This window comes from Xanthomonas sp. LMG 12462 (genome assembly GCF_009192885.1).
GTDB classification, from domain to species: Bacteria; Pseudomonadota; Gammaproteobacteria; order Xanthomonadales; family Xanthomonadaceae; genus Xanthomonas_A; species Xanthomonas_A sontii.
Genome location: NZ_NMPP01000077.1, coordinates 1 through 23,128 on the forward strand (window position 1 = coordinate 1; position 23,128 = coordinate 23,128).

The following is a 23,128-nucleotide window of genomic DNA, read 5'->3' on the forward strand; positions in this document are numbered from 1 at the left end:
CACCCGCCATGCTCAACAACGACATCCTGCGCTCCATCCGCTACATGCTCGACCTGAGCGACCAGAAGATCGTCGATCTGGCGCACCTCGCCGATCCCGCATTCCCGATCGACAAGGCGCAGATCCCGGCGTGGCTGAAGAAGGAGGACGAAGACGGCTTCGTCGAATGCAGCGACGCGGTGCTGGCGCATGTGCTGGACGGGCTGGTGTTCCACTACCGCGGCCGCGACGAAAGCCTGCCGCCGCGCCCGGTGGAAGCGCGCATCACCAACAACGTGGTGCTGAAGAAGCTGCGCGTGGCGTTCCAGCTCAAGGACGTGGACATGCACCAGATTTTCGACGCCGCCGGTTTCCCGGTGTCCAAGCCGGAACTGTCGGCGCTGTTCCGGCAGCCGGAGCACAAGAATTTCCGCCTGTGCGGCGACCAGTTGCTGCGCAACTTCCTCAAGGGCCTGACCCTGCGCGTGCGCAGCGCCGGCTGAGCCGCGCGCACTGCTGCAACAGAGCGCGGCCGTCGCCGCGGGACCGGTTTTCCACACGCCGGCCATCGCGAATCGGTAGGATGCGCGCATTCCGCCACCGTGGCGGCGCGGCCGGCTTCCGGTCCTGCCGCCTCCCGTTTCGTTCCGAGGGTCCCCATGAAGCTAGAGGCGCTGTTCGACCAGTTGCACACCCTGCCGACCATTCCCCAGGTGGCGCAGGACCTGATCCTGCAGTTCGATGCGCCGGGCACCAGCCTGGACGCGGTGGCGCGCAACATCGAGCGGGACCCGGTGATCGCGGCCAAGGTGCTGCGGCTGGCCAATTCGGCGCGCTTCCGCGGCGCGCGCGACTCCACCACGGTGGAAGACGCGGCGCTGCGCCTGGGCTTCAACACCTTGCGCACCCTGGTGCTGGCCTCCTCGGTAACCGGCGCCTTCCATGCCCCGGCGCATTTCGACCTGCGCGCGTTCTGGCTGCACAGCTTCGAAGTGGCCGGCGTGTGCCGGCTGCTGGCGCGGCAGAAGGGCCTGGACGCGGAGACCGCGTTCACCTGCGGCATGATGCACAACATCGGCGAACTGCTGATCCAGACCGGCGCGCCCGACTACGCCGCGCAACTGCACCCGGACGCCTCGTCCAGCGGCCGCGCCGCCGACGAGACCGTGCAACTGGGCTTCGGCTACCCGGAAGTGGGCGCCGAGCTGGCGCGGCGCTGGCACCTGCCGCAGGTGATCCAGACCGCCATCGCCTTCCAGGCGCGGCCGCTGCAGGCCCCGGAAGGCGAGCCGATGCCGAAGGTCGTCGCCCAGGCCGCGCTGGTCGCCGACGCGCTGGAGCGTCACGGCGGCGCCAACGCGCAGGCGCGGCAGGCGGTGACCGGCCCGCTGCTGGACGACGTGGATCTGGACGCGCTGTTCGCCGCGCTGCCGGACGTGATCGAGGCCGATCGCGCGTTTACCGAGATGTTGAAGTAAGGGAAGACGTGCCGCCACGTCGGTCACACCGCGCGGCGGCATAGCGGGAAACTGCGTCTTTCCGATTCTGCCGCACCCTCATCCGGCGCTACGCGCCACCTTCTCCCGGTGGGAGAAGGGGTGGTTTCCGGCGTTTGCCACCGCGCGAGGGCGTCGGCGGCACCGTAGTGGCAGCGCGCGGCTTGCGCGCTTTCGGCGTCTTGGCGGTTGCCGTTTTTGTTGCGCCTTTCTTTTTTGTTGCCGGCGCTGGCGTCGTCGACTTCGCCTTGGTCCTGGCCGTCGTCTTGTCCTTGGTTCGCGCTGCCGCCTTCTCCGCCAACGACGTCGCGCCAGATGCGGAGGTGCGCGTGGTCTTCGTCGCCTTGCCGCCCTTCGTGTTTCCTTCAGCGCCCGCGTCACCGCGCTTCGGCTTCGCCGGCGACGCAGCTGCACCGCGGGTCGACGCCGCGCCCAGCACGACCCAGGTCGGCGCATGGTCGCTGGCATGCGGCAGGTCGCGCACCCAGCGGTCCACGCCAGCATCGCGCAGGCGCGCGGCCAGCGGCGGATTCAGCAGCAGGTGGTCGATGCGCAGCCCGGCATCGCGCTGCCAGTGCTGGCGGAAATAATCCCAGAACGTGTACACGCGGCGCTCGCCGTGCACCTGGCGCAGGCTGTCGGTCCAGCCCTGCGCCAGCAGTTCGGCATAGGCCTGGCGGCTTTCCGGTTGCAGCAGCGCATCGCGCCGCCACGAGGCCGGGTTGTAGATGTCCGCATCGGTGGGCACCACGTTGAAGTCGCCGATCAAGGCGACCGGATGCGGCAGCGCCACCAGGTGCTGCGCATGCCGCTGCAGCCGCGCGAACCAGTCCAGTTTGTAGTCGAACTTCGGACCCGGGCGCGGATTGCCGTTGGGCAGGTACAGACAACCGACCAGCACGCCGTGCGCCATCGCCTCGATGTAGCGGCTCTGGGTGTCGCGCGGATCGCCGGGCAGGCCGCGTCGGCTCTCGACCGGATCGCAGCCCCTGGCCAGCAGCGCCACGCCGTTCCAGCTCGACTGCCCCATCCACACCGCGCCGTAGCCGGCGGCATGCAGTTCGGCGAGCGGAAAGCCCGCATCCACGCTCTTGAGCTCCTGCAGCCCGACGATGTCCGGCGCCTCGCGCTGCAACCATTGCAGCAGCTGCGGCAAGCGGCTGCGGATGCCGTTGACGTTGTAGGTGGCGATCTTGAGCGTCTTCATCCGGCGCGCCTGCAGAACCTGCCATCACCTTGGCCCCGCTACCCTCGCCGCATCGTGAAAACGGGAGCCGCCGCATGACCCCGCTCGACAAACCCTTGCGCCGCGCACTGGAGATCGACGGCGTGCACTACACCCTGACCGTGGACCCGGACGGCCTGAAGCTCACCGAGAAAGGTCGTCGCAAGGGCCTGGACTTGCGCTGGAGCGCGCTGGTCAGCGGCGACGCGGCATTGGCCACCGCGCTGCAGGCCTCATTGGCTGATCGCCCGGGCAAACGCTGAGCGCGAGCGCAGCCGGCGACACGCCCGGGCCACGCGGGCAGGCACGGCCACCGATGGTGCTATCGTCGCGCCATCGGCAACCAGCAGGGAGCGGGCGGATGCGCAAGTGCAGCGATGAGGCGTTCGAAAACGGGCACACGCGCCCCCGGCACGCACGATGGGGCATGGGCGCGCTGCTGCTCGCCCTGCTGCCGCTGGCGGCTTACGCCGCGCCGGACGTGCCGGACAGCTTGCGCGTGTCCAGTACCAACACCTACGCCGCGGGCACGCCCGAATGGCGCCAGGTGCGCGATTGGCTGGCGCAGCATCGGCCATCGGACGCCGGCCCGGCGAGGGCGCAGAACCTGGAGCGACTCGGCCCGCTGGTGCTGACCTACGCACGTGCGCTGCACGGCGTGCCGACCCAGGCGCCGGTAGCGCTGCCGCTGCCCGACCAGGGCGCGCCCGGCGACAGCATCGCCATCGCCAGCTGCATCGACGGCCTGCGCCAATCGTGGATCTACGGCGTTGAGGAAGCGTCCATGCATGACTGGACGCTGACGTCGTTCGCCATCTCACAGCGTGCGGACTGCACACAGGCGACAGCGCGCGCTGAGCCGGCGACCCCAGCAGACTCTGCAAGCACAGCATCGGCGCACCGCTAGTCACTTGCCATGGCTCGGTGAGCGCGGTCGACTCGCAGGAGCGGCTCCAGCCGCGACGAACGAAGCAGGCCAGCCATCCGTTCCTGAAAGCAGTCGGGACTGAAGTCCCCCCACAGTGCCCCAGCCAGCACATCGCCAGTCCCTGTGGGAGCGGCTTCAGCCGCGACGCGCGGAGCAGACAGCACGCCGGACCGCAAGCAGGTCACCCGTGGATGCTGAAGTACACACGCCTCGGCTACCATCGCCGAGGGCGCGCCGCCGCGCGTGCCGACCGTGCCCTCACCTGCGACCCCGATGCCTTCCGCTTCGCCTCGACATGCTGCAGACGCCCCGATTGGCCGCGTGCGCGCCATCGTCCGACTCGCCGTCTGCATCGCGGCCAGCGTGCTGCTGATTCCGCCACAGTGGCTGCTGATGCGCTTCACCCGCGGCCGTGGCGCGTTCGTGCTGCCACGGCTGTGGTTCGGCTGCCTGCGGCGCGCGTTGGGCATTCGCGTCGAGGTGGTGGGCACGCCGCGCGACGCGGGCGGGACGCTGTTCGTCGGCAACCACATCTCCCACTTCGACATCGTGGTGCTGGGCAGCCTGCTGCGCGCGCGCTTCATCGCCAAGAACGATATGGAACGCTGGCCGGGCATGCGCCACATCGGCGCGCTGGCGCAGACCGTGTTCATCAGCCGGCGTCGCCAGGATGCTGCGGCGGTGGCGGCCGCCGTGGCCGCGCAACTGCGCCCGGATCACGACGTGGTGCTGTTCGCCGAGGGCACCACCTCCTCCGGCGAGCGCGTCGCGCCGTTCAAGTCCAGCCTGTTCTCGCTGTTCCTCAGCGCCGACCCGGGTGCGCGGCAGTGGACGCTGCAGCCGTTCACGCTGGAGGTGCGCAGCGTCGACGGGCACCCCATCGCGCAAGGCGGCGATCGCGATGCCTACGCTTTCTACGGCGAGATGCAGGCCGGTGCGCACGTCGCGCACTTCCTTCGCCTGTCCGGCGCGGTGGTCAGGGTGACCTTCCACGCACCGCTCGCGGTGGCGCCGGGCAGCGACCGCAAGGCGCTGGCCGCGCAGTTGCACGGCATCGTGGCGTCGGCGCTGCCCAGCGCGCCGGCGGATGCCGCTGCGGTGGCCTAAACCGCCGCTGCCCAACACTGCGCACGCGCTCGGGCAGCGCCCGATGATGCGTCAGTGCGAGGTGTCCGGCACCACCGGCTCCGGCAGGCGCACCACCGCGTACTGCTTGCGGAATTCCATGGCGCCCAGCGCCGGCCAGGTCTCGGCGTAACGGCGCAGGCAGGCCACGCCGTCGGGAAAGTCCTCGCCGTTGACCCGGCAATCGGCCGCGACCTCGCCGTCGGCGTCGCGCGAGGCGAACAGGCGGATGCCGAGCATGCGCTGATCCCGCTGCAGCAACGGCATCAAGGCGTCCAGGCTGTTGGTGAACAGGCAGCACGGGCAGAACGCGTGTTCGGTGTCCTCGCCCGCCGCGGCCCGCGCGGCGTCGCCATTCATGTGCGCCACCGGCCCCAGCACCACCGTGCGCCGCAGCGCCGACTCGGCCGTGGCCGAGGCGGGGAACTCCATCTGCAGCGTCATGCAGCGCGCATCGGCCGGCGCGGCCACCGCCTCCGACAGCGCCACCAGATCGGTGCGCGCCCAGGTCGTGAAGCCCGAAGCCAGGCTCGCGTCGGTGTCCTCGCCGATGGAATGCTGGAACTCGACGATCCCGTCGGGGAACAGGCTGCGGTGATGCACGCGAATGCAGCTGGCCGTGCGCACGCCCTTGCGCAGCTCGGCCAGATCCACCAATTCGGTGAGCAGTTGCAGGCCGTTGCCGAGCACGACCACCTCGTCGTGCAGGGTCGCCGCATGCCCCTCGCGCTGCAGCACCTGCAGCAACAGCTGCTGCAGTGCATGGCGCGGCTGCGCCTCGGGCGCGGGCTCCGGCCCTGCAGCCTCGTGGGCGGTATCGGCCCCGCGTGGCGAGGTGCGGGACAACAGGCGTCGCAGTCGATCGATCATCCTTGCTCCAGGGCGTCCAACGCGCCATTGGTCGCCGGAAGTATGCGCAGTCGCCCGCGGCCACGGCAACCGGCGACGCCACGCTGCCCTGGCGACCATCGGGCCATGGGACGGCGCCAGGGGCCTGGGCGTCTCTCGCGTCGCACGCCAACCGCAGCACATCCACGGCCACCGCGCCGCCTCTCGCAGCGGCGGACGGCCCCGGTGCAGCGGCCATCCGCGCGCCGCACCGACACGGCGTCTGTCAGCGCCTGGCCGCCTCGCACAGCTTGCGGTTGAACCAGGTGGACTTGGCGATCGGCAGGTAGGCATCCCAGTCGCTGGGCGGCAGCATGGTGCTCTGCTTTTCCAGTTCCGCCTGGAACGAGGCCTCGTCGCGGCTGCGGCCGGCCAGGGTGCCGTCCAACGCCGCCAGGCACTCCTGCGGCCGACCCAGGCGCAGCAGGGTGATGGCACGGTCGTTGGCGAAGCGGTCGCGATCGAGCCAGTTGAGGAAGCCGCCGCACTCGCCTGCGAACGCCTGCATGCCGGCAAGCGCCTTGTCGTAGCGCTTGCCGCGATAGTCCTGCAGATACGCCTCGCGCCGCCGGCTGCTGGCCGCGGCGGTGCAGCCGGCCGGCAACTGCAGGTAGTCGCCCTCGAAGCTGGCGCGCATGCCGCAATAGTCGCGGCAGCTCTCCTCGGTCAGCGCGGCCACGTTGAACCCGCCCGGCACCGGCTTGAACGCCAGCTTGCACGGCACGTCGCCGGCATCGTTCACCTCCGCCTTGTCGCCCTGCAGCGTGCCCGACAGCGAGCAGGTGTGGCCGTTGGCGCCGACCGACAACAGGTCGAACTGGCGCGCGCCGCCCTTGTCGGTGACCCGCATGCTGCCCCAGCCTTCCTTGGTGCTGTATTCGCCGGGTGCGGGGCCGGCCGCCGCTGCGGCGAACGCCACCAGCCCCACCAGCATCGCGCTCCATCCGTATTGCCGTGCCATCGCCTGTTCCTGCCTTCGATCTGAGCCGGCAAGTGTGCGGCATCGCCGCGGCTACGGACCAGTCCCGATGTCGCATCCCGACAGCAACGGCCTGTGCGACTCAGCGCAGCGGCACGCGCAAGCGGAACTCGGACAGAAACAGGCCGCGGAGCCACCGATGCGCCGCATCGTGCTCCAGGCGCGGATGCCACAACATCGATACGGTGATGGGCTCGGTGACCACCGGCAGCGCGAACGTGCAAGCAGGCTCGCGTAGCATGTCGGGCTGCGCCGCCATGAACGAGGCCGGCACCAATGCGATCAAGTCCGAGCCGCGCGCCACCGCCAGCGCCGCGGAAAAACTGGGCACCACCGTCGCGACATGGCGGACCAGGCCTAGCTGCTGCAGCGCCGCGTCCACCGGCCCGTGCGCCCGCCCGCGCCGCGAGGCCACGACGTGGCCGAATGCCACATAGCGCTGCGCGCTCACCTCCTTGTCGCGCGCCAGCGGATGGCCGCTACGCACCGCGCCCACGAAGCGATCGCGAAACAGACCCTGCACGCGCACTTCCGGCCCCATCGCGCCCAGCACCCCGATTTCCAGATCGGCCAGGCCCTCGCGCAGCGGCCCCGCGCTCTTCTGCGCCTTGGCCACGAACTGCAGGCGCACCTGCGGCGCCGACGCCGCCACCGCGGCGACCAGGATGGCCGCGAACGCCTCCACGAAGGCGTCGTTGGCGCGCACGATGAAGGTGCGCTGCAACGTCGCCGGATCCAGATCGGCCGGCGCCGGGCGCAGCACGGCGCGGGCGGCCTCCACCGCGTCGCGGGCGCGCTCGCGCAGTTCGACCGCGTGCGGTGTCGCCACCATCGTGCCGCCGGCGCGGACCAGCAGCGCATCGCCGGTCGCTTCGCGCAGCCGAGTCAATGTCCGGCTCATTGCCGACGCGCTCAGCCCCAGCCGCCGCGCGGCGCCGGCGACGCTGGCTTCCGCCAGCAAGGCGTCGAGGGCGATCAACAGATTCAGATCCGGTTCCGGCATACGCGCTTCCCGACAGTGACGAATGGACACAGGCGTCCCATGCAAGGCGTCAATGCATCCGGCGCGCGTTCCGCAGAGCGGCATGCGCGCCTAGAGTGCGCAGACCGCCGGTAAGCCTCGCGTGCCGAGGCCGCGCCGGCCACGCGGAGACCCACCATGATCGACACCCCTGCACCCAAAACCGTCCTGCTGATCGGCGCCTCGCGCGGCCTGGGCCTGGCGATGGCCGAAGGCTACCTGAGACGCGGCTGGTGCGTCATCGCCACCGAACGCGCCGGCACGCCCAGTGCGCTGTACGGCCTCGCCGCCGAATACCCGCAAACGCTGCGCATCGAATGCGTCGACATCACCGTCCCTGCGCAGCTGGCCGCGCTGCGTGCGCGCCTGGAGGGCGAGGTCCTGGACCTGCTGTTCGTCAACGCCGGCGTCAAGAACGACGACCGCGAGACCGTCGCCGATGTCGCCACCGACGAATTCGTCCGGGTCATGGTCACCAACGCGCTGAGCCCGATGCGCGCCATCGAGACCCTGCGCGACCTGGTGCGCGACACCGGCAGCATCGGCGTGATGTCGTCCGGGCAAGGCAGCATCGCCAACAACACGAATGGCCAGTACGAGATCTACCGCAGCAGCAAGGTGGCACTGAACATGCTGATGCGCAGCTACGCCGCGCGCCACCGCGACAGCGCGCACACCTTGCTGCTGATGGCGCCCGGCTGGGTGCGCACCGACATGGGCGGGCCACAGGCGCGCCTGTCCATCGACGACAGCATCCCGCCCCTGCTCGACACCATCGATGCCGCCCGCGGCCGCGGCGGCCTGCACTACCTGGATTATCTGGGCCGCGTGGTGCCGTGGTAGAGGACGCCGCGTGCATCGGCCGCAGGCCTGCATCGGCGAAGCTTTCGATCGATCGCGCCGCGACTGCAACGATGCCCCACGGCTCAGCCGGCGTCGGACAGCGCCAGGGCCAGCGCCGCATCCTCCGATAGCGGCCGTGACAGGAAATATCCCTGCACCAGGTCGACCTGCAGCTCGCGCAGCGCGTCCAGTTCCTGCGCCGTCTCCACACCTTCGGCCACCACCCGCGTGCCGATCTCGTGGGCGAAGTTGGTCAGCCCCTTGGCCAGCGCGCGGCGGCTGCGGTCGGAATGGATGCACTGGGTGATGCTCATGTCGAGCTTGATGACGTCCGGCTGCAACTGCAGGATGTGGCGCATGCTGGCGTAGCCGGCGCCGGCATCGTCCACCGCCACCTGCGCGCCGCGCTCGCGCAGCGGCGCCAGCGCCTGCGCCAGCGCCTGGTAGTTGCGCACGATGGCGTGCTCGGTGATCTCCAGGATCAGGCGCGTCACCTCGGTGTCGTCGCCGAGCAGCCCCGCCAGGGACCCGGACATGATCAGTTCCGGCGACATGTTCACGCTGAGCCGGTACTGCGGCGGGAAGCGCCGCAGATACGCCAGCGCCTTGGCCAGCACGTGCAGCTCCAGGCGGATGCCGACGCCGGCCAGCTCGGCCTGCTGGAACCACTGCGCAGGCCCACGCTGCGGCACGACGTCGAAACGCGACAGGCACTCGAACCCATGCAGGCGCAGCCCCTGCAGCGCGAACACCGGCTGGAACACGATGCGCGGCGCACCCGCCGCCAGCGCGCCGTCGATCTCATCGATCATCGCCTGCCGTTCCAGCTTGTGCGCCTCCACCTCGTGCAGGCGCAGCGCGAAGATCTCGGCGAACGCACGCAACATGCCGATGTCGCGCTCGCCCAGGTCGTGCCGCGGCAGGAAGCTGAAGCAGCACAACGTGCCGTAGATCCGCCCGCCCACCTGGATCGGCACGCTCATGTGCGAGCCGATCGGAATCTGCCACGTCGCCGGGATGCACTGCGCCGCCGGCACCAGGGAGGTATCCGGAATGAGTTGCGGCAACTCGCCCTGCACCACGCGCATGCAGTAGCCATCGGCGAACGGCAGGATCTGGCCTTCGTGGATCGGCCCGTTGGGCGGCCCGTCCACATGATCCAGCACGCGGTCGGTTTCCCGGAAGCGCGATAGGAACGCCACGTCCATGCCCAGGTGCAGGCGCACCACGCGCAGGCAGCGACGCAGTTCGCGGTCGCTGATCTCGCCCGACAGCAGCTCGAACAATGGATGAGGTTCTGGCAGATCCTCGGTCGACGCCATCCCGCTTCTCCCCTGAGAGCGTTGCGACCCGCGCGCCGCGCGCCGCGCACGGCGCTGCGCCGTGGGCGAGGTGATCGAGCAGCGGGAACCCGGACCTTCCCCCGTTGTCCAGCGGGCGACACGTCCTTGTCGTTCGACTCTAAAGCGTGACGTACAGCCGCGAAAGCGCAGGCCCGTTCAGGAATCAAGCTGTCTACGGCAGCGACCGCTTCGGTGAGTCCGCCGCCGCGAATCCAGCCAACGGGCGGGCGACCACCGGCGCTGGAGTGATCAGGCATGGTGGCCGACGCCGTGTCGTCGATGGAATGGGAGGCCGGGCTCGCGCATGCCGACGCTGCGACCAGCCGGTGCACGTCACCCTGCCGGCGCGCGCGCCCAGCGCATCAGACGTAGACCATCAATCCCAGCAAATCCAGCGCGGCATGCGCCACGATCGCCGGCCACAGCCGCCCGGTGCGCGCCACCCACCAGCCCAGGATCAGCCCTATCACCACGATGGCGATGGTGCCGACCGGCCCCTGATAGAGGTGGTACGACGCGCGGATCGCCACGCTCACGTTCACCGCGAACGCCGGGCTGTGCCGCCGCTCCAGCGCGCGGATCACGTAGGCGCAGACGAACACTTCCTCGAAGATCGGATTGAGCAGCGAGACCAGCACCACCACGCCCGCCGACAGCGGCCCGGCCACCATCGCGTCCATCGACGGATTCACCTCGGCCGCCACGCTGTCGTTCAACAGATTCAACGGATAGGTCGCCACCAGGCAGGCGGCCAACAGCGCCAGGCCCACGCCGATGTCGCGCGCCTGCCACTGCAGCCCCAGCGCCTGCGGCGTCCAGCCGCGGAACCACAGCGTCGGCAGCAACAACGCCAGCACCAGCAGCTCGTAGAACACCATGCCCCACAGGCTCGCGTCGGAAAACGACGGCTCCACCACCGGCGCCAGCACCGCCAGCGCACTCCAGTAGATCGGCAACCCGAATGCCACCGCCACCACCAGCAGCAACTCGCCCCAACCGCCTGACGGCTCCCCACGTTCCCGCATCCACACTCCCCTGTCGTTCGCTGCGCGCCGGAACGGCGTCGCCGCCGCTTTCCACCAGGGGCGCACCGTAGCAGGGTGGCATGACCGGGGACATCGGTGGCGGCGTCACGCGACGGCGTGCAGTTCAACCCGGCCCGGCGTGATGCACGCGGCGCGACGCGCATACCAATCCAGTCAAGCTAGTACAGCGCGTCCCGGGTGCGCTGCGGCAATTCCCGGTCGTAGGCCTCGCCGTCGAACGCGCCGTCGGCCAGATGCGCGTGCATAGTGCCGGGGCTGGGCAGGCGATCGCGCGGCAGGTGCCGTGTCGGGCCCCACAGCTGCGAGCGCACGATCGCCTTGGCGCAATGGAAGTAGGCCGCCTCGATGTGCACCACGATCACGCTGCGCGGCAAGCGCTCGCCGACCGCGAACCGCGCCAGCAGGTCCGGATCGACGCGGATCTCGGCACGGCCGTTCACGCGCAAGGTTTCGCCGATGCCAGGAATCAGGAACAACAGCGACAGCCGCGGATCCTGCAGTAGATTGCGGAGCGTATCGACGCGGTTGTTGCCCGGCCGATCCGGCAGCGCCAGCGTGCGCGCATCCAGCACCTGCACGAATCCCGGCGCATCGCCGCGCGGCGAACAGTCCAGTCCCTCGGCACCGGCAGAAGCCAGCACCACGAACGGCGATGCTTGCACGAACGCTTGGTAGTCGGCGTTCAGGTGGTCGAGTTGCTTGCGCACCGCGCGCTCGGCTTGTTGGCCGTACAGGGCTTCAAGGGCGTCGAGATTGGTGACGCGATGCGGTTCGGGTGGATCCTGTGGCGAGGTGGGCGATGTCGTCTCAACTGGCACGTCCGCCTTGGCTGCGCCGGTATCGGCGATCGCAGCAGCAAGCACGCTCTCATATAGGTGCAGGCGCAGACGGAAATTAGCGCCCAACCAGCTGACCATCCATAGCATGGCTGCGAACATCGCCAGAACTGACAACCACGCAGGCAAGGCCAGCAGATCGCGCCAGTTGCGCAAGACGACGAGCAGCGACAAGCACAGAGGTAGCAGCCCCAGCTTATCCATACCGCCGACAAACAGACCAAGCTTGGCAGCTAGACGTTCCTGTGCCATCTTCGCGTAACGCAATTGGTCCTCCAGCACGTCGCGTGGATAAAAAAGCAACCACTGAACTAGCTGACGCAGTTCGCCGACATCATGATCGTGCTGCAAGATCCACTGCCGGCGAGCATTGGAGAACTCGCAAATGATCAGCCATACCGTGCGAACAAATAAGGTGTAAAGGCGACTGTCAGCGCCAATCCCACCCGCGATAGGCTCACCATCCACAGCTGCGGCGCGAGCCAAATCAACAGCAGCGAAGGCAGCAGCGCGAGCATGGAACCCACCCAACCCACCGCATTGAGCACCCGCATCCAGCGCGGCGTCGACAACGCAGACACCGGCCCTTCCGGCATAGCCTCGATCTTCTGCTCCAACAGCGCGAATGTCAGCGGAGGCATGATGGCATTCATGACAGCGATCTCGTAAGGTTGAACGTGAAACGCTGACTACTACAGCGTTACCACGTCACTTTTGTTGTGCCGACGGATTTCTACTGCGCAAGCAGACTTGTCCTGAATTAAGATGTGGATCTTGAATTTAACCTGGCGAATGAAATGCTTGAACGAATCCGCGATCATTTGAGAGTTATTGCACCAGAAGTGGAGAAGGCACTACTTCCGGCAGCCAACGAACTAGAGATCAACGCACTAAAGTCAGCGTTGGGGCGCCCATTGCCCGAGGATCTCGTGGCAGTCTATCGCGAAAGTGCAGGCTTGAATCCTGATGCCACAGCAAATTTCGCTCTAGGATTCTCTTTCATGGATGTGGCAACAGTGACTTTCGAGGTCGAAAGAAGCTCCTGCAACGACGATGCAGGAGCTTCTGCCCAATTCGCGGATAAGGGAATCCGTCCTGTGCTGAAACTCGGAAAGGATCGCTTAGTGATTGGAAGCGACTGTTCCCAGTGCCGCCTTTGTGTTGACCTGTCCCCTGAAGAGAACGGCACCTATGGCCAGGTCATATTTATAGATCAAGAATGGGGAGTAGCCCTTCTATTAGCGCGTTCGATGAATGACTTTCTTCGAAAGTTCGAGCAGGACCTGTCCATGGGGAAATACAGTCTGGCGCAGGATGCTCTGGATGACGGTGTCCAGTGGCTAAGTGCGACAAGAGACATCGACGTTGGCAACTGGTACAACTCGCCCACTTGGTCGTATGTCGACCATCCCCACATTCGCAGGACATAGTCCAGCAACTTGCAGCGTTAGCAGATCGCCGTGCCAGGTGTGGGTTTGACCCAAAGGAACTACTAACCAGCCACGCGGCCAAGGCTTTGAACTAGCGTGGATAGCCTTTCCGCTAGCAAAGGAGAGGCGTAAGGCGATAGTTTCGGAGGGGAAGATAGCCACAAAGCGCTAGCTCCACAAAACCCAAAAAATACTATGTTTACCAGGGACCTGGGTCATATGTAGTCCCGGATTCTGATGGTGCATCATCAGTTCTGAGCCGTCAGAAGAGGATGCCTTATGGGAAGTTCTTCTCGGTAGCGCCCGCACGACGCAGTGTCCTCGAGCTGAGCTCAAAGCGTCGAAAGAAAGCACCGGGTCCCTTGTGACCTGCCCCCGCTTAGCCGTACCACGTGAAGCTGTAAAGTCCGTCAACTATGAGGACGGACATGAAGAAGAGTCGTTTCACCACCGAGCAGATCATCGGGTTCATCAAGCAGGCGGATGCCGGGATGGCGGTGGCTGAGCTGTGCCGCCAGCACGGCTTCAGCCCGGCCAGCTTTTACCAGTGGCGGGCCAAGTACGGCGGCATGGAGGCCGAAGACGCGAAGCGCCTGAAGGAGCTGGAGCAGGAGAACAACCGCCTGAAGCGGTTGCTGGCCGAGGCGCACCTGGACATTGAGGCGCTGAAGGTCGGGTTCGGGGTAAAACGCTAGCCCCGCAACGCAAGCGCGAGGCAATCCGGCGCATGTGCGAGCTGACGTCGATCAGCGAGCGCCGGGCTTGTCGCCTTGCGGGGATCTCCCGCGATGCTTTCCGCCACGCGCCGACGCCCACGCCGGCGACGCAAACCCTGTCGGCCAGGCTGGTCGAACTGGCGCAGGCGCGTCGCCGCTTCGGCTATCGCCGCCTGCACGACCTGCTGCGCCCGGAGTTTCCGCAGGTGAACCACAAGAGGATCTACCGCCTGTACCGCGAGGCGAAGCTGAGCGTGCGCCGTCGCAAGAAGGCCAAGTTCCCGGCGGCACAGCGGCAGCAGCTACGGCCAGCGCGGCATCCCAACGAGGTAATCAGCATGGACTTCGTCTTCGACCAGTTGGCCAGTGGCCGCCGCATCAAGTGCCTGACCGTCGCCGACGACTTCACCCATGAATGCGTTGACATCGCGGTGGACCATGGCATCAGCGGGGCCTACGTGGTGCGTGTGCTGGAGCAGATCGCCTGCTTCCGCGGCTATCCCCGCGCGGTGCGCACGGACAACGGCCCGGAGTTCACCAGCCGCGCCTTCATCGCTTGGGCACAGCAGCATGGCATCGAACACATCCTGATCGAACCCGGCAAACCCATGCAGAACGGCTACATCGAGAGCTTCAACGGCAAGTTCCGCGATGAATGCCTCAATGAACACTGGTTCACCTCGCTGATCCAGGCTCGCGAGGTCATCGCCGATTGGCGGCGCGACTTCAACGAGGTACGTCCGCACAGCAGCTGTGGTCGCATCCCGCCAGCGCAGTTTGCCTCCAACCACCGAGCACAAACCGGCAACAACGCAGTAACCTTCAACCCCGGGCTTTATCAGTAATCACTGGTATGGCCGGTGGGGGCAGGTCAGTAAGGGTTGGTGGACCCGCTTGGTGCGTTCTGCAGTTGCCCGTAGGGCGTGTAGTCGTAGCGTTCGACAAGATCGCCGGACGCGTTGGTCAGTCCGCGTGTGCTGCCCAACTGGTCGGTCAGGTAATAGGTTCGACCGCCGGCGCCGTTGCGAGCGAAACGTTGATCGACGCCGAGTCCGGTCAGGATCGGATTGGCGCTGTTGCCGACCGCTTCCTGCACCGCGTTCTGGCCGTCGTACAGGTATTGGGTGGCAACGCCTCCTTCGGTGCGTGCGACCCGCCGGCCGAGCGGGTCATAGCCGAATGCCGCGATGGTGCTGGTCCCTTCGCGGATTTCCACCAACTGGTGCGGCAGCCGTGGATCTGTCGCCCGAAGGTTCGTTTGCGGCTACGCCTCGCCGTCCGGTGCATAGCGCCAAGGTCCCGTAGTCTGGCCATCATAGCGCTCTTCAATTCCCTCAAGCCAGCTCTCCAGATCGTGGAGGAACCGAACATGATCAAAGTCCTTGAACTTCCGTTTGTTCAACTGCTCTGACAGCTGCTGAAGAAGCTCACGGGAAACGTAGTGCATTTTCTCCTTCATCGAAAGCGGGACGATGGTTGGCAGATCCAACATAACGTCAGTATAGAACTCCGCATCTTTTGAAGAGAACCTAACTCTGCGTTTGAATTTTATGGACGGGTCGCGACACATGCAAAGCAGAGACACTGCGGTCACCTCACTGCCGTAAGATCGATGGATAAAATCTTCGGCATTGCGCGCATAGTGACTTTTGATCCTATCGATCCGCGCCTCCCAGTCGTAGTCGGCCGTAAAATCTAGCTTCATCGCAACCTACCTTCTGACCTTATTTCCTGGCGGGAGTTGACCATTCTGTAAATGGAAGTTATCGATCTTCATTTGCTCAAGCATCAGCGCCTGGGTCCTAGTACCGTCAAACTCCTTCGCCATATCGACGCCACCGGTTCCAATGCCTTGCAGATTCAGTGGAACCAGTACAAACCACGCAATATGCCCCCAAGGATCGTTGTAGCTGATCGGGTTGCCCAGCGTGTAGGCATAGAAGTTCGCGTCGCCAGAGGCGAAGCCCCAGGAGTCCTCGCTGATGAAGCGGCCCATGTCCGGGCTGTAGTAGCGCGCCCGATAGTAGTAGAGCCCGCTTTCGTCCTGCTCTCTGCCGGTGTAGTGGCAAGGGTTGGTGGACCCGCTTGGTGCGTTTTGCAGTTGCCCGTAGGGCGTGTAGTCGTAGCGTTCGACAAGATCGCCGGACGCGAATGCCGCGATGGTGCTGGTCCCTTCGCGGATTTCCACCAACGGGTGCGGCAGCCGTGGATCTGTCGCCCGAAGGTTCGTTTGCGGCTACGCCTCGCCGTCCGGTGCATAGCGCCAAGATCCCGTAGTCTGGCCATCATAGCGCTCTTCAATTCCCTCAAGCCAGATCTCCAGATCGCGGAGGAACCGAGCATGATAAAAGTCCTTGAACTTCCGTTTGTTCAACTGCTCTGACAGCTGCTGAAGAAGCTCACGGGAAACGTAGTGCATTTTCTCCTTCATCGAAAGCGGAAGGATTGTCGGAAGATCCAGCATTATGTCGGTATAGAACTCGGCCTTCGCGCGCCGAAATTGCACCCTTCGCGTAAAATTTATTTCAGGATCCCGGCACATGAAAAGCAGGGCCACACTAGTGACCTCGGTTCCGTAATATCGATGCGCAAAATCAATAACATTGTCCGTGTAATGATCGGTTATTCTTTCAAGCCGCGCTCGCCAATCGTAGTCCTCAGTGAAATTAATCCTCATTGCAATTTACCTTCTAATTTTATTCCCCGGAGGAAGCTGGCCTGTTTGCCAACGAAAGTTATCAATCTTCATTCGCTCCAAAGTAAGCGCCTCCACCTTAGTTCCTTCAAATTCCTTTCGAATTCTGACGCCACCCGTTCCAATTCCATTCAAGTAAACCTGCGAATACCGCGCATTAAGATCATTAGTTGTACCAAATTTCCAGACCTCACCCCTGGATAGCCAAACCTGTGATGTTGGATTCCGACTTCCCCTTGTCATGATAGGATACCAGCCATCAGCTTTAGCTCGAAGCGCATATTGATATACCTTCTTTGAGCCTGAGCCGTACCCGCCTCCTGGTGCCACAAGGCCCACACCGAATCCAACAGCAGCGATTACCTTGGCTTCGGTGGTTTCGCAGGGATCGAGCAGCGTCCTACCCGTGTCATATGCATCGTATAGAGAAAGAGCGACTTCAATTCCACCCCAAATCAGTGGAACCAGTACAAACCAGGCAATATGCCCCGAAGGATCGTTGTAGCTGATCGGGTTGCCCAGCGCGTAGGCATAGAAGTTCGCATCACCGGAGGCGAAGCCGTAGGAGTCCTCGCTGATGAAGCGGCCCATGTCCGGGCTGTAGTAGCGCGCCCGATAGTAGTAGAGCCCGCTTTCGTCCTGCTCTCTGCCGGTGTAGCGGTAAGGGTTGGTGGACCCGCTTGGTGCGTTCTGCAGTTGTCAGCCCGCATATCTCCGACCGCATCTGCGTCGCCAACATCCACACACAGTAGCGCTCGGAGGAATCACCATTCCGGATGATAACGATCCTTGTACTCGTCCTGGATTAACCCACGGTTCACGTAACGATCATTAGCGGCCCCGAATTTCTCTTCCGCGAAGGACATAGCGCCTTCGATCGAATCAAATACCCATTCATCTCCAAATGGGAGGTCGGGATCTAACGCCTCAAACTCGTATACATCAATAAATTCTGGGTTTCCGCCATCAAACACCTCACAAAAACGGACTTTCCAGCCGCCTGATCTATTCTTCTCAATAGAAATATAACGAATTACGAGTTGATTCATCTCGTGCCGCTCAGGCAACAACTGCTCAACCTCACGGCCAGCGGCGAGATTGGTTCTCACATCCAGATTGGTTAGGTAACGCATCTATCCTCCAGGGGGACGGTTGCCCATTTCTTGACCACGTAGTTGCCAGTGGAGACGGGTATCAGCAGCCCGCATCTCATTAGTCACGCCTTGATTTCGCAGATTCGGATGGGCACCTGGAATATTGTAATGGAAGGGTGGAACTTCATGGATTGCCGAGCCTGGCATCTGATCCGCGTGATGGAGCTCCAAGGGCACTTCTCGGCCGGCGCTATTTCGGGTTGGCACAAAGTCTAGTGGTCCCTTGCCTTCAGCCGCACGCGCGAGATCTCGCTGGGTCCAAGGGCCATGGAAACGTTGAGGGACGTCGGTAACACCCAAGCCGGCGCGCTTTATCCCGGCTTTGGATACGGTGCCATATCCTCCCCCTGGCGCAATGAAGCCAATACCGAATCCTGCAACTGCAGCCACCTTCGCTTGGGTGGTTTCGCAAGGATCGAGCAGCGTCCTACCCGTGTCATATGCGTCGTATAGAGAAAGAGCGACTTCAATTCCACCCCAGATCAATGGAACCAGTACAAACCACGCAATATGTCCCGAAGGATCGTTGTAGCTGATCGGGTTGCCCAGCGCGTAGGCGTAGAAGTTCGCATCGCCGGACGCGAATCCATAGGAGTCCTCGCTGATGAAGCGGCCCATGTCCGGGCTGTAGTAGCGTGCCCGATAGTAGTAGAGCCCGCTTTGGTCCTGCTCTCTGCCGGTGTAGCGGTAAGGGTTGGTGGACCCGCTTGGTGCGTTCTGCAGTTGCCCGTAGGGCGTGTAGTCGTAGCGTTCGACAAGATCGCCGGACGTGTTGGTCAGCCCGCGCGTGGTGCCCAACTGGTCGGTCAAGTAGTAGGTTCGACCGCTCGCGCCGTTGCGAGCGAAACGTTGATCGACGCCGAGTCCGGTCAGGATCGGATTGGCGCTGTTGCCGATCGCTTCCTGCACCGCGTTCTGGCCGTCGTACAGGTACTGGGTGGCAACGCCTCCTTCGGTGCGTGCGACCCGCCGGCCGAGCGGGTCATAGCCGAATGCCGCGATGGTGCTGGACCCTTCACGGATCTCCACCAACTGGTTGCGGACGTTCCACACATAGCTGCGCACCCCATCGCTAATGAGGTTGCCGTTGTCGTCGTAGGTCAGCGTGCGACCGTTGTGCGTCAGCTGGCGATTGGCGTCGTCGAAGCTGCTTGTGCCCGTCGTCGCCGCCGGCAAGACCTGGCTGGCAAAGCTGCCGCTCTGGCCGACGACCTGTCCGTTGCCGTCATAGTCGAAGCCCAAGGTACCGATCGCCGGCTTGCTGGGCTTCTGCCAGGCCAGGCTGGTTAGCTGATTGCCTTCATCGTAGCCGTGTACGGCCTCGACGCCATTGGGCAGCGTCAACGTCCCCAGACGGTCCACATCGTCGTAGGCGAACTGGACCCGTTCCATCCCTTGGTCCAGCTGCCGCAGGCGGTCGCCATCGTCATAGGTGTAGACGACCTGGGCCTGCGTACCTGCACGCATTTCCTTGCGACGCCCGACGCCGTCGTAGGCGTACGCGACGGTTCCCTGCGGACCGGATTCGGCAATGACCGCATCGAAGTCGTCGTAGTCCCAGTTCAGCGTGCCGACCGCGCCAGTGTCGGTCAGCGCCCGCAGACGATTGCCGGCGTCGTAGGTATAGGTGGCCTTGGTGCCATCCTGGAAGGTGGTGGTCTTCGGTCGTCCCAACACGTCGTAGGTGTTGATGACGGTGCGCTGCATCCTGTCGACGTGGCTGGTGACGCGATCGGCCAGGTCGTATCCCCACTGCTCGACCTTTCCAGCCGCGTCGGTACGGGTCACCGGGCGGTCGCGGTTATCGTAGGTGTAGGTGATGCCATTGCCATTGGGCAGCAACACGGCGGCGACGTTGCCATTGGCATCGAAGCCGTACTCCAATGCCGTGCCGTGCGCGTCGATCAGCTTCTTGACCCGGCCCATCACGTCGTACTCGCGGCGGACGAGGTTTCCCTGCGGGTCCTCCGTTGCGATCACGCGGCCCAGCGAGTCGATGCGATAGTTGGTGCGACGCCCCAGGGGATCGGTGACCCCGACCAGGTCGAATCCGTCGTAGTGGAGCTGCAGTGTCCGTTGCAGCGGATCGGTGGCGCTGATCATCTGGCCAGCGGCATTGCAGCGATAGAGCGCAGTGCGATTGAGCGTATCGGTCACCGAACTCAGGCAGCGGTTCTGGTAGCCCAGCCGCGTGACCCTGTTCAGCGGGTCGGTGATGGAGGTCAAGTCGCCATCGGCGTTGTACGTCATGCTGACGGTCCGGGCCTTCGCCGTGCCCGCCATCGCTACGATCTGTGTGGTCTGGCCGTCCGCGTTGTAGCTGTACTCGGTCTTTCGTCCCAGCGGGTCTGTACTGCGAATCAGCTGGCCATTGCTGTTGCGCTCGTAGGTGAAGGTCTGCGCCTCCGCGGTCCCATATGCCAGTGTCTCCGACACCGGGTAAGGGGTGCCAGCGGCGAATACGATCCTGCGCTTGCTGCCATCCACCTCGGTCACCAGCGTGCCGGTCACCCCATTGTCGACGTGGGCGTAGTCGATGCTGATCTCGCCACCATCGGCCTGGGTCTGCTTGATCACCCGCCCGGTCGAAACGCCATTGACCGTCTCGAAGTGGTTGAGCAGCAGGCGATGCCCGCGCTGGTTCGTGATCGACTCGATGCGGTGCTGAGCCAGGGCCCCGTTCTGAACGCGCGTCTGGAATGCGTATTGACGGAACGTCGCATCCGGATACGTTGCCTTCGAGAGCAGGCCGTTGCTGTCGTAGCTGTACGACCACTCGCGGCCGGTATGGTCGCGCAGGGTCTTGATGCGGTTGCTGCCGTCGTAGGCGATGGCGACGGAGCGGCCGCTGGGCGAGATGATCTCCGACACCAGGCCCGCGTTGTAGAGCAGCGACGTCCGGTTGCCGTGACGATCCTCGATCCAGCGCACGCGGATGTCGTTCCAACTGGAGAACTGCATCCGGGAACCGTCACGCAGGGTCAGCAGGAACGCACGCCCCCATGGCTGGGTGGGATCCGAGTCGTAGACGGTCTTGATCAGCGCGCCGGCGAAGCGGGTGTTGGAGCCAGCCTGCCGCCACTCGCCCTGGTTGCCAGTGCCGGAAATCCTGTCGAACCGCAACGATGCGCCGCTGGGTTGCACCAGTTCCAGGACGTCGTAGTTGTCGGTGCTGGGGCGATTGAGGGTGTAGCCCCAGTTCCACGACATGCCAATGCCGAAGACGCCGCGCTTGAGGTCGTTGGGCCGATAGTTGCGCCCCACGGTGATGGGCACGATATCGTCGATGGAAAGATCGGTCTCGGCGTGGGTGAACTCGCCGGTCTTCAGGTCGATCGGATCGCCGGCGACGGCAGCATCGCCGCTGCAACCGCATTGCCCGGAGTTGTCCGCGGCCAGGTTGGGTTCGCTGGCGCCGTTTCCCCCAGGAACGCTGTACATGCCGCCCATGGTTTCGTGCAGGGCGACGCCCTGCTCCGGCACGAAATGGCGTCCGTCCTTTGAGACCGTGCCGCGCCCGTACACCCGCCAGCCATCGGTTGGATCGTAGATCCAGAAGTCGGCCTCGGTTCCCTTCTTGTAATTGTCGTAGTTCGGATAATAGACACGGATGCCGTTGCGCGCGTCGGGATCCAGCCCGCGTACCTGAGACGCGCCGGGCTCGACCGTGAACGCCATGGGATGGTTTTCCATCACCGGGAACGGCGCCCTGTTGACCGGCGTCGGCACGATCGCGATCTCGTTGACCAGCCGCCCCTTGCGGTCATGAATGACCGTGCCTTTGGGGATGTGCAGCTCCAGCCCAGGGATGTCCGGATGGCCGATGACCAGGTCCTGCTTCAGCGGGGACGCGATGCGCACCTTGTCCCGCGCGCTGATCTTGGGCAGGTGCATCAGGTACGGCAGTTCGTTGAGGCGACCGGGCTTGATATCCACGCCGACCACGAACTGCCCATATTGGTCGGCACCGACATTGGCGGTGCTGCCGTCGACGTACAGTTCCTGATGCCCCTTGGGCAGGTCGAACAGCGCGAACCAGCCATCGGCATTGGTGCGGGTCGTAATGCTGCCGATGCTGACCTCGACATTGGCGACCGGCATCTGGTCCACGCGGACCACGCGGCCGCGCAGCGCGGTCAGTTGGTAACGCGCGGCCATGACGGCCGAGTACTCGGCCCGCTCGATGCGCTGCTCATCGCTGTAGATGCGCCACCGGCTATCGGTGTTGTCACGGCCGGGGTACCAGATTCCGCTGTCGACAAAGCCGTGTGCCCGACAGGGCTGAGCGGCGCTTCCCGCCTGATCGCAGCCGCTCTGGTGACGCACATCCCCGGTGATGACACGCTCGCTCACTGGATCGACAGCGGTGTCGGTGGCGTCGGTCGTGCTTCCCGCGGCGTCAAGGGCGGCGGTGCCGAAATCGATCGCCACCAGCGGCTGTTGCCTTCCCTCCCGGGTACGCACACCGTCAACCATGAGGGTGTAGTGGGAGGCGGGGAATAGCGACCGTTTCGGCGAGACGAACAGCAGGCGGCCGCCCTCGGCCGGCATGATCTCGACGGGCGCGACGCCGCCCGGGCCGATCAGGGTGACCGATGACGCGGACAGATCGGCCACGTTGACCGGTTGCGCGAAGCGCACCGACAAGCGCTGGGCGGGCAGCACGTCCTTGCTGCCCTGGGCCGGGATCGAGCCTGCCAAGCCGGCCGGACGACGGTCATGCTGCGCAAGCGCATTGGAGAAACGCCCGTCGAGCTGGCTGTAGACCAGATCCGTCTCCTGGCGTGTTCCGTGGCGATCGATGCCACCGGCGATGCGCACCTGTCCGTCGCTCTGCAGCAGCGCCGTATGCCCACGGCGCGCGATGCTGGTCTCGTCGGCAAGCGCCAACGCGCGGTTGCTGCGTTCGTCCCAGAGCTCGGCAGGCATGCCCGCCGATGCGGTATCGCCGCCGGCGAACAGCACGCTGCCATCCGTCAGCACCGTCGCGGTGTGGCCTGCACGCGGAGACAGGGTCAGGCCGCTGGCGATCGAAAGCGCGTCCAGCGCAGGGTCGTACCAGAGTCCATCGCGTCGCAAGACACCGTTCCCATCGGTACCGCCCCAGATCAGCACACGGCCACTCGGCAGTAGCGTCAGGCTCGGGTTGATGCGCGCTTCCGGCAGGTCCAAGGCCTTCGAAGGCGCCTTGCTCGCATCCTCCTTTTGAAGCTGCGTGCCGGCGGCGTTCAGCCGCAGCCAGCGGCCATCCTTCAGCTGGGTGCGCTGCTCTCGTGGCGCCAATGGCCGCAGCACGTCGTCGACGGCACTGTCCGTCGCGCTGGCCTGGGCGGACGGCAACAAGCCCCCGTCCAGGTGCCACAGCGAACCGGCCATCGACAACGCCCCCAGCAGCACGCCCATCGCAAAGAGCTTGGGGCGCAT

At 65.0% G+C, this 23,128-nt stretch carries 23 protein-coding genes; 8 read left to right on the forward strand and 15 right to left on the reverse strand.

All coding sequences use genetic code 11. The annotated features are described in order from the left end of the window. The first annotated feature begins 8 nt into the window (after window positions 1-8). Together CEK69_RS16810 and CEK69_RS16815 are read left to right on the forward strand one after the other, a co-directional pair. Window positions 9-482, forward strand: coding sequence for a DUF1456 family protein (locus tag CEK69_RS16810; protein ID WP_017907478.1), 474 nt, complete (start codon window positions 9-11; stop codon window positions 480-482). Window positions 483-638: 156 nt separating this feature from the next. Further along, complete coding sequence (locus CEK69_RS16815; protein ID WP_152246850.1) at window positions 639-1,457, forward strand: HDOD domain-containing protein; 819 nt, start codon at window positions 639-641, stop codon at window positions 1,455-1,457. An 88-nt stretch (window positions 1,458-1,545) separates the two neighbouring features. On the opposite strand, the gene CEK69_RS16820 is transcribed toward CEK69_RS16815, so the two are convergent. Continuing rightward, a complete protein-coding gene (locus CEK69_RS16820; protein ID WP_152246851.1) occupies window positions 1,546-2,682 on the reverse strand; it encodes an exodeoxyribonuclease III in 1,137 nt (378 codons plus the stop codon). 74 nt (window positions 2,683-2,756) lie between these two features. On the opposite strand from CEK69_RS16820, the gene CEK69_RS16825 reads away from it, so the two are divergent. The 3 genes from CEK69_RS16825 (at window position 2,757) to CEK69_RS16835 (ending at window position 4,735) form a co-directional block, all read left to right on the forward strand. Next, window positions 2,757-2,963, forward strand: coding sequence for a hypothetical protein (locus CEK69_RS16825; RefSeq protein ID WP_017907475.1), 207 nt, complete (start codon window positions 2,757-2,759; stop codon window positions 2,961-2,963). A gap of 164 nt (window positions 2,964-3,127) precedes the next feature. After that, the gene (locus tag CEK69_RS16830; protein ID WP_152246852.1) at window positions 3,128-3,607 is read left to right on the forward strand and encodes a hypothetical protein; all 480 of its coding nucleotides are present in this window, start codon (window positions 3,128-3,130) and stop codon (window positions 3,605-3,607) included. Between the two features lie 342 nt (window positions 3,608-3,949). Continuing rightward, entirely contained in the window at window positions 3,950-4,735 is a 786-nt protein-coding gene (locus CEK69_RS16835) for a lysophospholipid acyltransferase family protein (protein WP_152246853.1), read from the forward strand. Window positions 4,736-4,786: 51 nt separating this feature from the next. Here CEK69_RS16835 and CEK69_RS16840 read toward each other — a convergent pair whose 3' ends face one another. From CEK69_RS16840 to CEK69_RS16850, 3 genes are all read right to left on the reverse strand, one after another. Further along, window positions 4,787-5,623, reverse strand: a complete 837-nt coding sequence (locus CEK69_RS16840) for a DUF6348 family protein (RefSeq protein ID WP_152246854.1) — start codon at window positions 5,621-5,623, stop codon at window positions 4,787-4,789. A 244-nt stretch (window positions 5,624-5,867) separates the two neighbouring features. Continuing rightward, window positions 5,868-6,602, reverse strand: a complete 735-nt coding sequence (locus tag CEK69_RS16845; RefSeq protein ID WP_193314022.1) for a hypothetical protein — start codon at window positions 6,600-6,602, stop codon at window positions 5,868-5,870. 100 nt (window positions 6,603-6,702) lie between these two features. Next, complete coding sequence (locus CEK69_RS16850) at window positions 6,703-7,599, reverse strand: LysR family transcriptional regulator (protein ID WP_343195292.1); 897 nt, start codon at window positions 7,597-7,599, stop codon at window positions 6,703-6,705. Between the two features lie 180 nt (window positions 7,600-7,779). Between CEK69_RS16850 and CEK69_RS16855 the strand changes: the two genes are divergently transcribed. Beyond that, the gene (locus tag CEK69_RS16855; RefSeq protein WP_152246858.1) at window positions 7,780-8,484 is read left to right on the forward strand and encodes an SDR family NAD(P)-dependent oxidoreductase; all 705 of its coding nucleotides are present in this window, start codon (window positions 7,780-7,782) and stop codon (window positions 8,482-8,484) included. 83 nt (window positions 8,485-8,567) lie between these two features. On the opposite strand, the gene CEK69_RS16860 is transcribed toward CEK69_RS16855, so the two are convergent. The 4 genes from CEK69_RS16860 to CEK69_RS16875 all read right to left on the reverse strand — a co-directional run bounded on the left by CEK69_RS16860 (window position 8,568) and on the right by CEK69_RS16875 (window position 12,362). Next, the gene (locus tag CEK69_RS16860; protein WP_152246860.1) at window positions 8,568-9,806 is read right to left on the reverse strand and encodes an EAL domain-containing protein; all 1,239 of its coding nucleotides are present in this window, start codon (window positions 9,804-9,806) and stop codon (window positions 8,568-8,570) included. A 383-nt stretch (window positions 9,807-10,189) separates the two neighbouring features. Further along, on the reverse strand, window positions 10,190-10,852 hold the full coding sequence (locus CEK69_RS16865; protein WP_193314023.1) for a CPBP family intramembrane glutamic endopeptidase: 663 nt from the start codon (window positions 10,850-10,852) through the stop codon (window positions 10,190-10,192). A 179-nt stretch (window positions 10,853-11,031) separates the two neighbouring features. Next, window positions 11,032-12,060, reverse strand: coding sequence for a pyridoxamine 5'-phosphate oxidase family protein (locus CEK69_RS21325; RefSeq protein WP_226975200.1), 1,029 nt, complete (start codon window positions 12,058-12,060; stop codon window positions 11,032-11,034). Between the two features lie 38 nt (window positions 12,061-12,098). Then, entirely contained in the window at window positions 12,099-12,362 is a 264-nt protein-coding gene (locus CEK69_RS16875) for a hypothetical protein (RefSeq protein ID WP_152246862.1), read from the reverse strand. A 114-nt stretch (window positions 12,363-12,476) separates the two neighbouring features. On the opposite strand from CEK69_RS16875, the gene CEK69_RS16880 reads away from it, so the two are divergent. Together CEK69_RS16880 and CEK69_RS16885 are read left to right on the forward strand one after the other, a co-directional pair. Next, window positions 12,477-13,139: an SMI1/KNR4 family protein gene (locus tag CEK69_RS16880; RefSeq protein WP_152246864.1), complete on the forward strand. Its 663-nt coding sequence runs from the start codon at window positions 12,477-12,479 to the stop codon at window positions 13,137-13,139. Between the two features lie 428 nt (window positions 13,140-13,567). Beyond that, a protein-coding gene (locus tag CEK69_RS16885) for an IS3-like element ISXca1 family transposase (protein WP_152246866.1) occupies window positions 13,568-14,700 on the forward strand; the annotation gives its coding sequence in 2 pieces (ribosomal slippage) (window positions 13,568-13,823 and window positions 13,823-14,700; 1,134 coding nt in all). Window positions 14,701-14,726: 26 nt separating this feature from the next. Here CEK69_RS16885 and CEK69_RS16890 read toward each other — a convergent pair. The 7 genes from CEK69_RS16890 to CEK69_RS16920 all read right to left on the reverse strand — a co-directional run bounded on the left by CEK69_RS16890 (window position 14,727) and on the right by CEK69_RS16920 (window position 23,128). After that, a complete protein-coding gene (locus tag CEK69_RS16890) occupies window positions 14,727-15,071 on the reverse strand; it encodes a hypothetical protein (RefSeq protein WP_152246868.1) in 345 nt (114 codons plus the stop codon). A 48-nt stretch (window positions 15,072-15,119) separates the two neighbouring features. Further along, the gene (locus CEK69_RS16895) at window positions 15,120-15,560 is read right to left on the reverse strand and encodes a hypothetical protein (protein ID WP_152246870.1); all 441 of its coding nucleotides are present in this window, start codon (window positions 15,558-15,560) and stop codon (window positions 15,120-15,122) included. A 6-nt stretch (window positions 15,561-15,566) separates the two neighbouring features. Next, complete coding sequence (locus tag CEK69_RS16900) at window positions 15,567-16,043, reverse strand: RHS repeat-associated core domain-containing protein (RefSeq protein WP_226975201.1); 477 nt, start codon at window positions 16,041-16,043, stop codon at window positions 15,567-15,569. Window positions 16,044-16,091: 48 nt separating this feature from the next. Next, window positions 16,092-16,532 (reverse strand): hypothetical protein, encoded by a 441-nt coding sequence (locus CEK69_RS16905; protein ID WP_152246874.1) that lies wholly within the window; start codon window positions 16,530-16,532, stop codon window positions 16,092-16,094. A 6-nt stretch (window positions 16,533-16,538) separates the two neighbouring features. Continuing rightward, window positions 16,539-17,246, reverse strand: a complete 708-nt coding sequence (locus CEK69_RS21115; RefSeq protein WP_193314029.1) for an RHS repeat-associated core domain-containing protein — start codon at window positions 17,244-17,246, stop codon at window positions 16,539-16,541. Between the two features lie 68 nt (window positions 17,247-17,314). After that, window positions 17,315-17,683 carry a hypothetical protein gene (locus CEK69_RS16915; protein WP_152180528.1) on the reverse strand — a complete coding sequence of 123 codons (369 nt, stop codon included), beginning with the start codon at window positions 17,681-17,683 and terminating at the stop codon, window positions 17,315-17,317. Beyond that, window positions 17,684-23,128, reverse strand: coding sequence for an RHS repeat-associated core domain-containing protein (locus tag CEK69_RS16920; protein WP_193314024.1), 5,445 nt, complete (start codon window positions 23,126-23,128; stop codon window positions 17,684-17,686).

Coding starts and splice junctions, on each gene's coding strand:
- CEK69_RS16810 (WP_017907478.1), top strand. CDS start 9: ATGCTCAACAACGACATCCTGCGCTCCATCCGCTACATGCTCGACCTG.
- CEK69_RS16815 (WP_152246850.1), top strand. CDS start 639: ATGAAGCTAGAGGCGCTGTTCGACCAGTTGCACACCCTGCCGACCATT.
- CEK69_RS16820 (WP_152246851.1), bottom strand. CDS start 2,682: ATGAAGACGCTCAAGATCGCCACCTACAACGTCAACGGCATCCGCAGC.
- CEK69_RS16825 (WP_017907475.1), top strand. CDS start 2,757: ATGACCCCGCTCGACAAACCCTTGCGCCGCGCACTGGAGATCGACGGC.
- CEK69_RS16830 (WP_152246852.1), top strand. CDS start 3,128: ATGGGCGCGCTGCTGCTCGCCCTGCTGCCGCTGGCGGCTTACGCCGCG.
- CEK69_RS16840 (WP_152246854.1), bottom strand. CDS start 5,623: ATGATCGATCGACTGCGACGCCTGTTGTCCCGCACCTCGCCACGCGGG.
- CEK69_RS16845 (WP_193314022.1), bottom strand. CDS start 6,602: ATGGCACGGCAATACGGATGGAGCGCGATGCTGGTGGGGCTGGTGGCG.
- CEK69_RS16855 (WP_152246858.1), top strand. CDS start 7,780: ATGATCGACACCCCTGCACCCAAAACCGTCCTGCTGATCGGCGCCTCG.
- CEK69_RS16860 (WP_152246860.1), bottom strand. CDS start 9,806: ATGGCGTCGACCGAGGATCTGCCAGAACCTCATCCATTGTTCGAGCTG.
- CEK69_RS16865 (WP_193314023.1), bottom strand. CDS start 10,852: ATGCGGGAACGTGGGGAGCCGTCAGGCGGTTGGGGCGAGTTGCTGCTG.
- CEK69_RS16875 (WP_152246862.1), bottom strand. CDS start 12,362: ATGAATGCCATCATGCCTCCGCTGACATTCGCGCTGTTGGAGCAGAAG.
- CEK69_RS16895 (WP_152246870.1), bottom strand. CDS start 15,560: ATGAAGCTAGATTTTACGGCCGACTACGACTGGGAGGCGCGGATCGAT.
- CEK69_RS16905 (WP_152246874.1), bottom strand. CDS start 16,532: ATGAGGATTAATTTCACTGAGGACTACGATTGGCGAGCGCGGCTTGAA.
- CEK69_RS16915 (WP_152180528.1), bottom strand. CDS start 17,683: ATGCGTTACCTAACCAATCTGGATGTGAGAACCAATCTCGCCGCTGGC.
- CEK69_RS16920 (WP_193314024.1), bottom strand. CDS start 23,128: ATGCGCCCCAAGCTCTTTGCGATGGGCGTGCTGCTGGGGGCGTTGTCG.